15 protein-coding genes and 1 pseudogene are annotated in these 14,216 nt (G+C 72.5%); 9 read left to right on the top strand and 7 right to left on the bottom strand.

Annotation, left to right across the window (positions count from 1 at the left end; genetic code table 11):
- The 6 genes from B7767_RS30995 to B7767_RS30970 all read right to left on the bottom strand — a co-directional run.
- The coding region (locus B7767_RS30995; protein ID WP_143652715.1) for an FtsX-like permease family protein at positions 1–996 on the bottom strand (996 nt) is incomplete at its 3' end.
- Positions 993–1,682 (bottom strand): ABC transporter ATP-binding protein, encoded by a 690-nt coding sequence (locus tag B7767_RS30990; protein WP_371101448.1) that lies wholly within the window; start codon positions 1,680–1,682, stop codon positions 993–995. The genes B7767_RS30995 and B7767_RS30990, both read right to left, overlap by 4 nt.
- Before the next feature lie 86 nt (positions 1,683–1,768).
- Positions 1,769–2,194 (bottom strand): hypothetical protein, encoded by a 426-nt coding sequence (locus tag B7767_RS30985; protein ID WP_085575039.1) that lies wholly within the window; start codon positions 2,192–2,194, stop codon positions 1,769–1,771.
- Between the two features lie 170 nt (positions 2,195–2,364).
- Positions 2,365–3,039, bottom strand: a complete 675-nt coding sequence (locus tag B7767_RS30980) for a response regulator transcription factor (RefSeq protein WP_085575038.1) — start codon at positions 3,037–3,039, stop codon at positions 2,365–2,367.
- The gene (locus tag B7767_RS30975; RefSeq protein WP_085575037.1) at positions 3,039–4,286 is read right to left on the bottom strand and encodes a sensor histidine kinase; all 1,248 of its coding nucleotides are present in this window, start codon (positions 4,284–4,286) and stop codon (positions 3,039–3,041) included. Before B7767_RS30975 ends, B7767_RS30980 begins: the two co-directional genes overlap by 1 nt.
- Positions 4,287–4,465: 179 nt before the next feature.
- Positions 4,466–4,780, bottom strand: coding sequence for a hypothetical protein (locus tag B7767_RS30970; RefSeq protein WP_085575036.1), 315 nt, complete (start codon positions 4,778–4,780; stop codon positions 4,466–4,468).
- A gap of 232 nt (positions 4,781–5,012) precedes the next feature.
- On the opposite strand from B7767_RS30970, the gene B7767_RS30965 reads away from it, so the two are divergent.
- The 8 genes from B7767_RS30965 to B7767_RS30925 all read left to right on the top strand — a co-directional run bounded on the left by B7767_RS30965 (position 5,013) and on the right by B7767_RS30925 (position 13,088).
- Complete coding sequence (locus tag B7767_RS30965) at positions 5,013–5,372, top strand: ArsC/Spx/MgsR family protein (RefSeq protein WP_179167357.1); 360 nt, start codon at positions 5,013–5,015, stop codon at positions 5,370–5,372.
- 109 nt (positions 5,373–5,481) lie between these two features.
- Positions 5,482–6,138: a hypothetical protein gene (locus B7767_RS30960; RefSeq protein WP_085575034.1), complete on the top strand. Its 657-nt coding sequence runs from the start codon at positions 5,482–5,484 to the stop codon at positions 6,136–6,138.
- A gap of 262 nt (positions 6,139–6,400) precedes the next feature.
- Entirely contained in the window at positions 6,401–7,429 is a 1,029-nt protein-coding gene (gene glnII / locus B7767_RS30955) for a glutamine synthetase (RefSeq protein WP_085575033.1), read from the top strand.
- A 322-nt stretch (positions 7,430–7,751) separates the two neighbouring features.
- Positions 7,752–8,291, top strand: a complete 540-nt coding sequence (locus tag B7767_RS30945; protein ID WP_085575031.1) for a winged helix-turn-helix domain-containing protein — start codon at positions 7,752–7,754, stop codon at positions 8,289–8,291.
- 73 nt (positions 8,292–8,364) lie between these two features.
- A complete protein-coding gene (locus B7767_RS30940; protein WP_085575030.1) occupies positions 8,365–9,375 on the top strand; it encodes an SDR family oxidoreductase in 1,011 nt (336 codons plus the stop codon).
- 69 nt (positions 9,376–9,444) lie between these two features.
- Positions 9,445–10,710, top strand: a complete 1,266-nt coding sequence (locus B7767_RS30935; protein ID WP_085575029.1) for a sensor histidine kinase — start codon at positions 9,445–9,447, stop codon at positions 10,708–10,710.
- Entirely contained in the window at positions 10,695–11,348 is a 654-nt protein-coding gene (locus B7767_RS30930; RefSeq protein WP_085575028.1) for a response regulator transcription factor, read from the top strand. The genes B7767_RS30935 and B7767_RS30930 overlap by 16 nt, the downstream gene beginning before the upstream one ends.
- 219 nt (positions 11,349–11,567) lie before the next feature.
- On the top strand, positions 11,568–13,088 hold the full coding sequence (locus B7767_RS30925; RefSeq protein ID WP_085575027.1) for a DUF1996 domain-containing protein: 1,521 nt from the start codon (positions 11,568–11,570) through the stop codon (positions 13,086–13,088).
- Between the two features lie 78 nt (positions 13,089–13,166).
- Here B7767_RS30925 and B7767_RS30920 read toward each other — a convergent pair whose 3' ends face one another.
- Positions 13,167–13,598 (bottom strand): hypothetical protein, encoded by a 432-nt coding sequence (locus B7767_RS30920; RefSeq protein ID WP_085575026.1) that lies wholly within the window; start codon positions 13,596–13,598, stop codon positions 13,167–13,169.
- 134 nt (positions 13,599–13,732) lie between these two features.
- Here B7767_RS30920 and B7767_RS30915 point away from each other — a divergent pair.
- Positions 13,733–14,216 (top strand): annotated as a pseudogene (locus B7767_RS30915) (hypothetical protein); the annotation flags it as partial.

The following is a 14,216-nucleotide window of genomic DNA, read 5'->3' as shown; positions in this document are numbered from 1 at the left end:
CCCGCAGCCCCAGGCCGCCAGTACGCCGGCCGCGCCGGCCAGCAGGCCGACCACCGCCCCTTCGGCGACGAGCGCGGCGGCGAGCCGGCGCGGGGTCGCCCCGATGGCACGCAGCAGCGCGAGCTGGCGTACGCGCCGTGCGAAGACGATGCGGAAGGTGGAGGTCGCGACGAGGACGGCCGCACCGACGGCGACGGCGAGGAAGACGGTGACCAGCTCCAGGGTGTCCTCCGCCTCCGCCACCGCCTCGCGGGCCTCCTCCTCCCGCACCTCGTCCCCGGACCGCACCCGCGCTCCGGGCACCGCCTGCCGGATCCGTTCCGCCGGGTCCGCGGAACCGGACGCGGTGCCGGTGCGGATGTCGATGCGGGAGTAGCCCGACACGCCGAGCAGTTCCCCGAGTTGAGGGCCGGGGGCGTACCCCGTGGGCTCCGCGTCGTCCGTGGCGGTGCCGCGGACGATGCCGCTGACCTCGACCGTCACCCGCCGGGTGCCTTCGCCGTCGGGTCCGGGCCGCAGCAGGGTGAGCGACGATCCCGGAGCGAGGTCGTACTCCCGCGCGGCCCGCGTGTCGACGGCGAGCCGGCCCGGGCCGGAGGGGTACGCGCCGTCGACCAGCCGGACCTCCGCCAGGGCGCCGGTGCCGGGGTCCGCGGACAGGGCGAGGTAGCGTTCGACGGCGCTGCCGTCCAGCGGGGCGCCGCCGTCGACCCGGCCGACGGCCTCGGTGACCCCGGGCGTCTTCCGGATCCCGCTCAGGCGGGCCTCGCCGATGTCCTCCCCGTCGCGGGGCGTGACCACCAGCGAGACCGCTTCGGGTGTTCCGCGGAACTTCCCGACCACGGTCGCGGTGATGATCTGCTGGGCCATGACGGCTCCGAACACGACGAAGGCCGCGATCAGCAGCGACAGTCCGGTCGCCGCGAACCGTCCGGGACGTCTCAGGAGCTCCGCCACCTGGGAGCCCAGGACGGTCGCGCGCCACGGGGTCCTCATCGCCGCCTCCCCGGGGCGGCGGCGCGTACGGAGGGGGTGGTGTGCTCGTCCTCGACGACGCGGCCGTCCGCGAGGGTCAGCACCCGGTCCGCGTACCGCGCGGCCGCGGGGTCGTGGGTGACCATCACGACCGTCTGGCCGAGCTCGTCGACGGACCGGCGCAGCACGGTGAGGACTTCGGCGCCGGCCCGGGAGTCGAGGTTGCCGGTGGGTTCGTCGGCGAAGACCACGGCCGGCCGGGCCACCAGGGCCCGGGCCACGGCGACCCGCTGCTGCTGGCCCCCGGACAGCTCGGCGGGGCGGTGCGAGACCCGGTGGGCGATGCCGAGGACCTCGCAGAGGTGGTCCACCAGGTCGCGGTCCGGGCGCCCGCCGGACATGGTGACGGGCAGCACGATGTTCTCGTAGGCCGTCAGCTGCGGCAGCAGGTTGAACGACTGGAAGACGAAACCGATCCGCTTCCGGCGCATCCGGGTCAGCTGCCGGTCGGACAGCCCGGTGATCTCCGTTCCGTCCAGGACGATGCTGCCGGAGGTGACGGTGTCGAGTCCGGCGGCGCAGTGCATCAGGGTCGACTTGCCCGATCCGGAGGGGCCGACGACGGCGGTGAACCGGGCGCGCCGGACACCGACGGACACCTCGTCGAGGGCCCGTACCTCGGCGGTGCCCTGACGGTAGGTCTTCACCAGGGCGGTGGTGGTGATGACGTCGTCCGGTGCGCGGTCTCGGGCGGCGGTGTGGACAGCCATGGGGACGGTTCTCGCAATCCGGGTCAGGAACCGAGCGGCGGCATGGTGAGGGTGACGCCGGAGTCCGAGCAGTGTCCCCGCGCCTCCTCCTGAAGACCCTTCACGTCCTTCGCGGACGGCGCTTCGGGGGACTTCTGGGCGGTCGCCAGCGCCCAGCCCTCGTACGTGGCGATCTTGTAGCCGAGGTAGCCGTCCTTCATCTGCGCGCGGCGCTCGTCGCCGGTCTCCTGCCACCACTTCTCCGCGTCCGGCACGGGGCCGGTGGAGATCTCCGCGGCCTCGGTGACGATGCGCTGCGCCAGCCGGCAGTCCCCGGCGGACGCCTGGCTGAGCTCGTCGCGGTCCAGCCACCAGTACCCCGCCCCGGCGGCCAGGGCCGCGGCGGTCACGGCCGCGCCGATGACGAGACGGTTGCGCTTGCGGTTCCGCGTGGTGGGCGTGGTGTTCATCGGGTCCTCCGGTGTCTTCTCGGCCGCGTTCGGCGACAGTGAGAAGTCTGGAGTTCGGCGGCCCGCCGGACATCGGCCGGGGATCCGAGATCGGACGCGGCGGATCCGGCACACCGGACGGGGTGGCTCCTGCGCCTGAGGGGGCAGAACCCGGGGGCGCCTCTGCCCCCTCAGGGGGAGGGACGGACCAGCCCGGACTCATAGGCGAACACGACGGCCTGGGCGCGGTCCCGCAGGTGCAGCTTCGCCATGAGGTTGCCCAGGTGCGTCTTCACCGTGGCCTCCGCGACGTACAGCTCCGCCGCGATCTCGGCGTTGGACAGTCCCCGGGCGACCAGGGCGAGCACGTCCCGCTCGCGCGCGGTGAGGACGTCCAGCCGTTCGGCCTGTCCGTTCGCCGGTGCCAGCCGGTCCGAGACCCGGTCGAGGAGCAGCCGGGTGATGCGCGGCGCCACCACCGACTCCCCCGCGGCCAGGATCCGGATGGCGTTCACGACCTCCGCGGCGGGGGCGTTCTTCAGCAGGAAGCCGCCGGCTCCGGCGCGCAGCGCCGCGAACGCGTCGTCGTCGTTGTCGAAGGTGGTCAGCACCAGCACCCCGGGCGGGTCGTCGAGCCGCATCAGCCGCTCCGTGGCCTGGATGCCGTCCATGACGGGCATCCGGACGTCCATGATGACGACGTCCGCCTCGACCTTCTCCAGCAGGTCGAGGGCGTCCGCCCCGTTCTCCGCCTCGCCGACGACCTCGATGTCGTCCTGACCGGCCAGCACCATGGAGAAACCGGCCCGGATCAGCGGCTGGTCGTCCACCACGGCCACCCGGATCGGCCTGTCCGTCCTCGTCATCACTTCGTCCTTGTCGGAATCGAGGCACGTACGTGCCATCCGCTGCCGAGCCGGGGGCCGGCCTCGAAGCTGCCGCCGGCGAGCTCCACCCGCTCCCGCATCCCCACGAGTCCGTTCCCCCCGGAGCGTCCGCCGACGCCGTGGCCGGCGAGGGTGCCCGCTCCGTCGTCGACCACATCGATCAGCAGGGTGCCCCGCTCCTCATGGAGCCGGATGTCGACCCCGGCCCCGGCTCCGGCGTGGCGGAGCACGTTGGTGAGGCACTCCTGGACGATGCGGAAGGCCGTCATCTCCTCCGCCGGCGACAGCCGTCCCTCGCCGACCTCGACCGACACGTCCACCGTCAGCCCGGCGGCCCGGGCGCGTTCGGCGACGACCTCGACCTCGTCGAGGGTGACCAGCCGCCGTGGCGGGCCGCCACCGTCGGAGTCCGGGTCGCCGGGGTCCGGGTTCCCCTCGCGCAGCACCCGGACGATGCGGTGCATGTCGTCGATCGCGTCCCGGCCCGTGGCGGCGATCGTCCTCAGCGCGGACTCCGCCATGTCCGGCGACTTCCGCAGCACGGTCCCGGCGCCGTCGGCCTGGAGGATCATCACGGCCAGGCTGTGCGCCACCACGTCGTGCAGTTCACGGGCGATCTCGGCCCGTTCCCGGGTCGCGGCCAGCCGGACCCGCTGCTCCTGCTCCCGCTCGGCGTGCCAGGCGCGGGCCGCCTGGCTCTCGGCGTAGAGGCGCCGTGTGTGCAGGGCGAAGGCCGTCAGCCAGACCGTCAGCGTCAGCCCCCAGAAGATCAGGAGCGATTCGAGGTCGACGAACGGCTCGATGCCGAGGACCGGCATCCCCACCGTCCCGGCCGCCGTGGCCAGCAGCACCACGGCGCCCGCGAGGTACGGCATCCAGCTGGTCCGGGAGTGGTGGACGACCGACATCATGGCGAACAGCACGGCCACGTCGTACGAGGCGGGCGCCGACGTCAGCGGCGGGTCGGGCAGGTCGTACAGGACGAACTGGACGACGCCCAGCGCCAGGACGGCCGCCAGCACCGTGCCGGGGAGCCGTCTGCGGGCCAGCAGGCACAGCGCCATCAGCCCGCCCAGGAGCAGGTCGTACTCGCCGCCGTAGTACTCCGCCGCCACCAGGACCACCAGCGCGACACCGATGTCGCACGCCCGGGCGACGGCGCGTCCGTACCGGCCGGACGGCGTCATCCAGGCCGACGGGACCGGGACCGCCCTCTCCTCAGCCAACCGTCGTACCTTTCTCCTCCGGCAGGCCGCGACCGCGTGGCCTGCCGGCGCAAGTGTCGCCGGACCGCGGCGACTTCGGGGCGAGGACGGTGTCCTCACCCGCCCATACTGCCTCAGCGCACGGCACACCGGTGCCGGGCGCCCCGCACGCGGAGAGGCCGCCCGGCACCGGTCCGGGTTCAGCGGTTGTAGCGCATGAACGCGCGCACCATGTGGCACGTGGTGTCCGACGGCGGGTGGACGCCGATCAGTGCCGCCGTGGTGCGGATCCTGTCGTTGCGGGCCTGGCCCGGCAGGTAGACGCCGGAGTCGAGCAGGGCGATGGCGAGCCGCATCGCCTTGAGCCGGCGGTTGTGCGTGACGTACCACTCGCGCGGGCGGCCCGCCGGGAGCGGGCGCTTCTCCACCGGGGCGCAGGGCAGTTCGAGCGGCACGGGACGCTTCGCGGTGGACTGGGTGGGCAGGGGCTTCGGCTTCAGTGCGGCAGCGGGCACGGGCATCCTCCTGTCGCGGTCGGGGCGGCCCGCAGGGATCCCCGACGACCCCGGCACCACCCTCGAACACTGCTTCCATTCTACTGCCCCCCACCGACAATCAGCAGGCCTGATGAAGCCAGTAAATGCCCTGGTGGGCGCGGGTTTTGATGTGACGCCACACGGGTCACGCGCGACACGCGCACGGGGGCGGGAAATTCGAACAGAGCAGGGTCGGCGTACCGTGGGCGGCATGGAGATCTGGATCAATCCCGCCTGTTCCAAGTGCCGTAGCGCCATCAGCCTGCTCGACGCCGAGGGGGCCGATTACACCGTCCGCCGCTATCTGGAGGACGTGCCGAGCGAGGACGAGATCCGGGCGGTGCTGGAGCGGCTCGGGCTGGAGCCGTGGGACATCACCCGGACCCAGGAGGCCGTCGCGACGGAGCTGGGGATCAAGGAGTGGGCGCGGGAGGCCGGCACGCGGGACCGCTGGATCGCGGCGCTCGCCTCGCACCCCGGGCTGATCCAGCGGCCGATCATCACGGCGGACGACGGCACGGCGGTCGTGGGCCGCACGGAGGACGCCGTACGGGACGCCCTCTCCCGTTGACGGCCGTGTGACGCAGGCCACTTCGATTGCCCGGCCCGACCACTGAGCAACTCTGTTCGGTATCTCGTACATAGCGGCGTACGCTCCCCTACCTCTTCAGGAGGCACGGATGTCGCGCAGGAGAACGCTCGGCCCGAAGAAGAAGCTCGCGCTGCTGGTCAGTGCCGCGACGGTGGCGGGAGGCGGGGCCTTCGTCATGGCGAACACGTCGAACGCGGCGCCGCCGCCGGCCACCAAATCGGCGGCGGACTCGACCGTCTGCCAGGGCCTCGCCACCGCGCTCGGCAACAACCAGAAGTTCATCGAGGGCCAACGGGCCGCCCCGGACGCGCAGTCCGAGGCGCGGATCGCCAACCGCGAGGCGGTCATCGCCCAGATCCAGCGCCAGCAGGAGGCGTCCGGATGCACGGTGGGGGAGTCGGCTCAGGACTCCCAGGCCGCGCAGCCGCAGCAGCCCGCCCCCTCGCAGCCCGCTCCCTCGCAGCCCGCGGCGGAGGACGGGGGCGCGCAGGCCTCCGGTGAGCAGGTGTGCAACGGGTCGACCGTCACCCTCTCCGGCGAGGGCGGCGCCCCGGCCGCGTCCAGCAACCAGTTCCCGGCCGGCACGAAGCTGAAGGTCACCAACCTGGACAACAACAAGTCCACGACGGTGGAGGTCACCTCGGTCTCCGGCAGTTGCGTGCTGCTCAACAACGCGGCCTTCGAGCAGGTCCGGGAGGCCGGCAAGTTCCTGATCCGCCGCGCGGTGATCGAGAAGGTGGGGTGAGGTCCGGGTTCGTCGCGGATTCCCAGGGCCCGCCGCTCCCCCCACCGGGGCGGTGGGCCCGTCCGCGTCCCCCGCGACCGGGCACGCGTGCTCACACGGTGGGGTGGGACACGGTGGCGTCAGGTAACACGGGGTTCACATGCGGGCAATGGCCGGGAAATCGCCTGTTGACAGGCTGCGGGGCATCGACGGCGGCGCCCCAGTGCCGCAGCGCCGCAGCACCCGCACAAGCGCCCAGACCCACCCCCGAAGGATGTGGACCGTGAGCTTCAAGGCCGAGTACATCTGGATCGACGGCACCGAGCCGACCGCCAAGCTGCGTTCCAAGACGAAGATCCTGGCCGACGACGCCAAGGGCGCGGAGCTGCCGATCTGGGGCTTCGACGGTTCCTCCACCAACCAGGCCAAGGGCCACGCCTCCGACTGCGTCCTCAAGCCGGTCTTCGTCTGCCCGGACCCCATCCGCGGCGGTGACGACGTCCTGGTGCTGTGCGAGGTCCTGAACACGGACATGACGCCGCACGAGACCAACACCCGTGCCGCGCTGGCCGAGGTCGCCGCGAAGTTCACCGCGCAGGAGCCGATCTTCGGCATCGAGCAGGAGTACACCTTCTTCAAGGGCGCCCGTCCGCTCGGCTTCCCCGAGGGCGGCTTCCCGGCCGCGCAGGGCGGCTACTACTGCGGTGTCGGCTCGGACGAGATCTTCGGCCGTGACGTCGTCGAGGCGCACCTGGAGAACTGCCTGAAGGCGGGCCTGGGCATCTCCGGCATCAACGCCGAGGTCATGCCGGGCCAGTGGGAGTTCCAGGTCGGCCCGCTGGCCCCGCTGGAGGTCTCCGACCAGCTGTGGGTGGCCCGCTGGCTGCTCTACCGCACCGCCGAGGACTTCGAGGTCTCCGCCACCCTCGACCCCAAGCCGGTCAAGGGCGACTGGAACGGCGCGGGCGCGCACACCAACTTCTCCACCAAGGCGATGCGCGAGGGCTACGACGCGATCATCACCGCGTGCGAGTCGCTCGGTGAGGGCTCCAAGCCCCTGGACCACGTCAAGAACTACGGCGCCGGCATCGACGACCGCCTCACCGGCCTGCACGAGACCGCCCCGTGGAACGAGTACTCCTACGGCGTCTCCGACCGCGGCGCCTCGGTCCGCATCCCGTGGCAGGTCGAGAAGGACGGCAAGGGCTACATCGAGGACCGCCGTCCGAACGCCAACGTCGACCCGTACGTGGTGACCCGTCTGCTGGTCGACACGTGCTGCACCGCGCTGGAGAAGGCCGGCCAGGTCTGATCCGTACCGCAGTCGTCGCGAGGGGCGTCCACCGACCGGGGTGGGCGCCCCTCCGCGTCGTCCGAGCGGTGGAAGGGGGCTCCTGCGGACCCCGCGTGTCTGCTTCAATGGACGCATGGCCGGCTTCCGGAAGTACCACGCGACGGGTCGCCGTGACCTGGAACCGTTCTGGCCTTCCCGTCAGCACCACGACTTCGACCGGGTGTGTTGTCGCGCGACGAACGCGCCGGCCCTCTAACGCCCGGATCCTTTCCCGGCCTTCGGCCGGCGCGCACCGCGTACGTCCTCGACGAACCCCTTCGCGCGAAAGAGCTGACGTCTCATGGCGACCCCCCGTTCCCTGTCCCCCCTCTCCCCTTCCTCCCCTCCCCGGCTGCGCGCCGTCGACCGGGACGAGGTGGTGACCGTGGCGGATCTGCTGCCGCCGGGCGCCACCTGGCTGCCCGCGCCGCAGAACGCCCTGCCCGCCCTGCCCGGCCGCCCCCCGATGGTCGGCTACCTGGTGCTGGTCCCCGCCGACCGGCGGCTGCCGTTCCCGGCCGGCTCACCCGAGCCCGAAACCTCCGACGACCCGCTGATCCGGGTCGACCCCGCACAGCGCACCGCCCACGTCGACGGACGGCAACTCGACCTCACCTACCTGGAGTTCGAGCTGCTCGCCCATCTCGTGGCGCACCCGAACCGGGTGCACACCCGGGACCACCTGGTCGGCACGGTGTGGGGCTACGGCCACGTCGGCGACGGCCGCACCGTCGACGTCCACATCGCCCGGCTGCGCCGCAAACTGGGCTCCGGACACCGGGACACGATCCGCACCGTACGCCGGGTCGGCTACAAGTACGTGCCGCCGGCCGGGCGCTGAGTCCCCTGCGGCCGGTCTGCCGACAGCAGATTCCCGTTCCCCCCGGGCCGCCCGGCCTGGCAGAGTCACCGGCATGAGACTTCTGGTGCTGGGTGGTACGGAGTTCGCGGGCCGGGCCGTCGTCGAGGCGGCCCTCGGGCGGGGCTGGGAGGTGACCGTCTTCCACCGGGGGCGGCACGGGGCCCCGCAGGGCGCGCGGGCGCTGCTGGGCGACCGCACCGCGCCGGACGGTCTGGCCGCCCTCGACGAGGACCCCGGCGAGTGGGACGTCGTCGTCGACACCTGGTCGGCCGCACCGCGCGCGGTGCGGGACACGGCGCGGCTGCTGCGGGGCCGCGCCGGACGGTACGTGTACGTGTCGAGCTGCTCGGTGTACGACTGGGCCCCGCCCGCCGGATACACCGAGCGGGCGCGGGTGGTGGAGGGCGCCTTTGCCGACGCCGGCCCCACGGACTACGCGCGGGACAAGCTGGGCGGTGAGCTGGCCGCCGTGGACGCCTTCGGCGCGGACCGGTCGCTGCTGGTGCGGGCGGGGCTGATCCTCGGGCCGTACGAGAACGTGGGCCGGCTGCCCTGGTGGCTGAACCGGATGGCGCGCGGCGGGCCGGTCCTCGCGCCGGGCCCGCGTGACCTGCCGCTCCAGTACGTCGACGTCCGCGACCTCGCGGAGTGGATCCTCGGGGCGGCCGAGCGGGGGCTGAGCGGGCCGTACAACCTGATGTCGCCGCAGGGGCACACCACGATGGGCGGGCTGCTGGAGGCGTGCGCCGAGGTGACCGGGGGCGCGGCCGAACTGCGCTGGACCGCGCCGGAGGTGATCCTCGAAGCGGGGATCGAGCCGTGGACGCAGCTGCCGGTGTGGGTGCCGCCGGGCAGCGACCTGCACGACGCGCTGCACTCGGCGGACGTCTCCCGGGCGGTCGCGACGGGACTGCGCTGCCGCCCGGTCGCCGGGACCGTGGCCGACACCTGGGCCTGGCTGCGGGAGATCGGCGGCACCGCGCCCCAGCGCCCGGACCGGACCGGCAAGGGGCTCGATCCGGAGGTGGAGGCGAAGGTGCTGGGCACCGCCGGAGGGGTGTAGGTAACACCACCTTGGGGTCGGGTGCCCGAACCAGTGCCCCACCGGCCCCGCCCCGGCCAGACTTGTGCCATGACCACCGACACGAAGAACGACAGCGGACGGACCGGGGGGCGGGGCGTCGCGCTCGCCGCGATACGAGGGCTGGCACTCGCCCTGGTGTCACTGCCGGGGGCGGTGCTGTGCTTCGTGCTGTCCGTGGTGTCCATCGCGCTGATCCCGATCGGTGTCGGCATCGTCACCACCCCGTACGTGCTGCGGGGGGTGCGGACGTTCGCGAACTGGCGGCGGGTGCTGGCGGCCGAGTGGGGCGGGGTGCGGATCCCGCCGTCCTACCGGCCGGTGCCCGAGGACGCCAACCCGTGGGGGCGGACGTTCGGGATGCTGGGCGACCCGGCGACCTGGCGGGACCTGGGGTGGCTGCCGGTCGACATGACCGCCGGTTTCACCACCGCGCTGCTGCCGTTCGCGCTGCTGGTCTACCCGCTGGAGGGGCTCGCGCTGGCGGCCGGCCTGTGGCGGGTGATGCCCGACGGGTACTGGTACGGCTTCGTGCCGGTCTCCGGCCAGACGTCCGCGCTGGGCGCCGGCGCCCTCGGCCTCGCCCTGCTGTTCCTCGCGCACTTCCTCACCCCGCGCCTGCTGCACGTCCACTTCCTGCTCACGCGGGCCGTCCTCGGCTCGGGCCGGGGTGAGCTGACCGAGCGGGTGCGGGTGCTGACCGAGACCCGGCGCGACGCCGTGGACACCTCCGCCGCCGAGCTGCGGCGCATCGAGCGGGATCTGCACGACGGGGCGCAGGCGCGGCTGGTCGCCATGGGCATGGACCTGGGGACGATCGAGGCGCTGATCGAGAAGGACCCGGCGAAGGCGCGTGAGCTGCTGGCGCACGCCCGGAAGTCCTCCGCCGAGGCGCTGACCGAGCTGCGGGAGCTGGTGCGCGGCATCCATCCGCCGGTGCTGGCCGAGCGCGGGCTGGGTGACGCGGTGCGGGCGCTGGCGCTGCGGCTGCCGGTGGCCACCGAGGTGAACGTGGAACTGCCCGGACGGGCGGAGGCACCCGTGGAATCGGCGGCGTACTTCGCGGTGAGCGAGGTGCTCACCAACGCGGTGAAGCACTCCGGGGCGGACCGCGTCTGGATCGACCTGCACCACGCCGACGGTCATCTGCGGGTGACGGTCACCGACAACGGGCGGGGCGGCGCGGTGGTCGGGGCCGGTTCGGGGCTGACCGGGGTGGAGCGGCGGCTGGGTACATTCGACGGCGTCCTGGCCGTCAGCAGTCCCGTTGGCGGCCCCACCATGGTCACGATGGAGATGCCTTGCGCGTTGTCCTAGCCGAAGACCTGTTCCTGCTGCGCGACGGACTCGTCCGGATGCTCGAAGCGCACGACTTCGAGATCGCGGCGGCCGTGGAGTCCGGGCCCGAGCTGACGCGGGCACTGGCCGAGCTGGAGCCCGACGTCGCCGTGGTCGACGTACGGCTGCCGCCGACGCACACCGACGAGGGGCTGCAGTGCGCGCTGGAGGCCCGCCGCAAGCGGCCGGGGCTGCCGGTGCTGGTGCTCTCGCAGCACGTGGAGCAGTTGTACGCGCGGGAACTGCTGGCGGACGGCAGCGGCGGGGTGGGCTATCTGCTGAAGGACCGGGTGTTCGACGCGGAGCAGTTCGTGGACGCCGTACGGCAGGTGGCGCGGGGAGGTACGGCGATGGATCCGCAGGTGATCCAGCAGCTGCTGGCGCGGCAGTCGGGGAACGACCGGCCGCTGGCGCGGCTGACGCCCCGCGAGCTGGAGGTGCTGGAGCTGATGGCGCAGGGGCGGACCAACGCGGCGATCGCGGCCCGGCTGGTGGTGACGGAACGGGCGATCGCGAAGCACACCGCGAACATCTTCGCCAAACTGGCCCTCGAGGTATCGGACGACGACAACCGGCGCGTGCTGGCGGTTCTCGCATATCTCGACCACGGCCGGTGAAAGGGGACCCGCCACCCCTTCACCCCGGGTGGACGGTCGGCAACTCCCAGTGTTCCAGAGCCTGTTGAAACCAGTGTGGCCGTACTGACTTCCCATCGATTTCCGGGACGGGTGAACACCCGTGGGGCGGCTCCCGTACTCAAGGGAGCCGCTTCACTCCTGCCGGGCCGCTCGACGCCCCGCAAAGGTGCCCCCGTAAGGAAGGTCAAGAGGATTTCCATGGGACGCAACACAAGAAAACGCCGTATGCCGCTGGCCACCAAAGTGACAGCCGGGGCGGCGGCCCTGGCGCTCGGTGGGGGCGGGCTGGTCTGGGCCAATTTCTATGCCTCGGCGCACGAGGACGGAGGCCACAACCGGACGAAGTCGAGGGGGGCGCAGGTCGCCACGATCAACTGCCCCGACGTCGGCCAGAAGCTGACGAAGGTGCCGAGGAAGGCACGCAGGGGCGTGGCGAAGGAACTGGCCCTGCTCGACCGGCAGATCACGGACGCCTACACGCGTCTCGCGGAGACGCGCCAGGCCCAGGCGGGTGACGGGAGCTACGTCGACAACGCCATCCTCGGACCGCTGAAGTCCAAGCGGACGGCCACCCTGGACCGGATCGGCATCAACATCAACCGGGCGGGCGGCAAGGCACCGCGCGACCTCGGCCGGTTCGCCCAGTGCCAGGGCGTTCCGGTCGAACAGCCGGGGAACGACGGCGGTGGTCAGGACCAGGGCGACGGCCAGAACCAGGGTGACGGCGGCCAGAACCAGGGTGACGGCGGCCAGGACAACGGCCAGGGACAGGGCAACGGCGGTCAGGCCGGCAACGGCCCCGTGGCGGACGACTTCATCAACATCGAGGACGTGCAGCCGAACTCCCGCAACCTGCCCAACGGTCTGGCCGCGAACGGCGACGGCGGTTCGACGGGCACCTTCACCACCGACTGCGGCACCAACGAGAACGCGCTGCGCAACTCGGACAACGTGATCGTCGCCCCCGGTGTCAGCAACGGCGCCCAGCACCAGCACGACTACGTCGGCAACCAGGCCAACACCGCCTTCGCCAGCGACGAGGACCTGGCAGGCGGCGAGACCACCTGCCGGAACCAGGGCGACAGGTCGACGTACTTCTGGCCGGTCCTGCGGATCCAGGACGGTACGCAGGACATCGACCAGGGCCAGCCGGGCGGCGGTCAGGACGGCAACGTCGGCAAGATCGTCGCGCCCACCGAGGCGGAGCTGAAGTTCGTCGGCAACCGGACGAGCGACGTCGTCGCCATGCCGAGGGCGCTGCGCATCATCACCGGTGACGCCAAGTCCTTCACCAACGGCCTGAACAACGCCAACACCTCCTGGAGCTGCACCGGCTTCGAGGACCGGCAGGTGACGGACAAGTACCCGATCTGCCCCGAGGGCAGCGGCGTGGTCCGGACGTCCGCCTTCCAGAGCTGCTGGGACGGCCAGAACATCGACAGCGCCAACCACCGCACGCACGTCGACTTCGTCGAGGCGGACGGCACCTGCTCGAACGGCTTCCAGGCCATCCCCCAGCTCCAGGTCCGCCTGGTCTACGACAACATCCCGGCCCCGCAGATCCAGAACGGACAGGTGGTGAACCCGTTCGCGGTGGACTCCTTCCCGGAGCAGCTGCACAAGCCGATCACCGACCACAACGACTTCATCAACTTCTTCGACGAGGACCTGATGAACGAGATGGTCGACTGCATCAACAGCGGCCAGGACTGCCAGTAGTCCGGTGGCCCGGTGACGGGAGGAGGCCGGCGGTGGGATCCCCCACCGCCGGCCTCCTCGTCCGTCCGGAGCCGGGGGTCAGCCGTGGTGGCCGCCCTGGTTGTGGCTGCCGCCGGGGTTCATGTGCTCGGACCCTTCCTCCATGGTCCCGCCGAGCATGCCCCGCAGCGCCGTGACGGTCCGCTCCTCGCCGACGGCCACCCACTTGCGGCCGACGAGGTAGTAACCGCCGTAGTCCTTGGCGGTGCTGAGCCACTCGGCCTGCCCCCGGTCGGTGGCGAAGGTGGCGAGGACGTACTTCTCGTCGCCCTTCTCGCACAGCGCCTGCCGGATGGTGTCGGCGTCGGTCTGCATGTTCGGTTCGCACTCCGCCTCGGCGGCCAGGTGCTCCAGGCTGCCGGTCGCGGTGGGCGGCACCTCGTCCTCGCCACCTCCGCCGGATCCGCAGGCGGTCAGCGCCAGTGCCGCCGCCGCACCGGCCAGCGCGAGCATCGGTCGGGTCAGCCTCATGTGTTCCTCCGGTCCCTCACGGGCGACATGCCGCACGGAGCCCCGGCTCGGGGCCCTCGCCCTTCGATACGGCCGTGACGCCCGCGACGCTCAAATCCCGGTGACCATCCCCCGGCCCGCTCGTTCTGCTGGACGTGCAGTCACAGGATGTCGTCCCGCCCTCCCCAGCCTCCTCCGCGGCCGGTCCGGTCGTGGGCGTCGAGCAGGCCGAGGCCGCGCTCGTCGAGCACTATCCGCGGCTCGTCCGGCTCGCCTACCTGGTGCTGCCGTCCGGCAGGGGCCGCAGCAGGCGGGTGCTCACCGCGCACTCCCTGGTCCAGCGGGCACTGCCCCGGGGCCGCACGCCCGCGCCGCCGATCCCCGCCCAGCGGACCGGCCGCGACGGCGACCCCGGGTACGCGCTGCTCCGCCTCCAGGTGCTGCGTACGGCGCTGGGGCGCGGGGCGCGGCTGCCGTCGCCGCTTCCGCAGGTGTGGGGGCTGAAGCTGTTCCCGCGCTCGGGCGGCGCCGACGAACTCGCGCTGGAACAGCGGCTGTCCGAGCTGTCCGGGCCGGCCCGCGCCGCCCACGCCCTGCGCGGCCTGGAGCGGCTCCCGGACGGGGACGTGCGCGAGGTGC

It is taken from the genome of Streptomyces sp. 13-12-16 (assembly GCF_002114215.1).
In the GTDB taxonomy this organism is placed as follows: Bacteria; Actinomycetota; Actinomycetes; order Streptomycetales; family Streptomycetaceae; genus Streptomyces.
The sequence above is the reverse complement of the archived record's forward strand: the minus strand, read 5'-3'. Positions and strand labels throughout refer to the sequence as shown.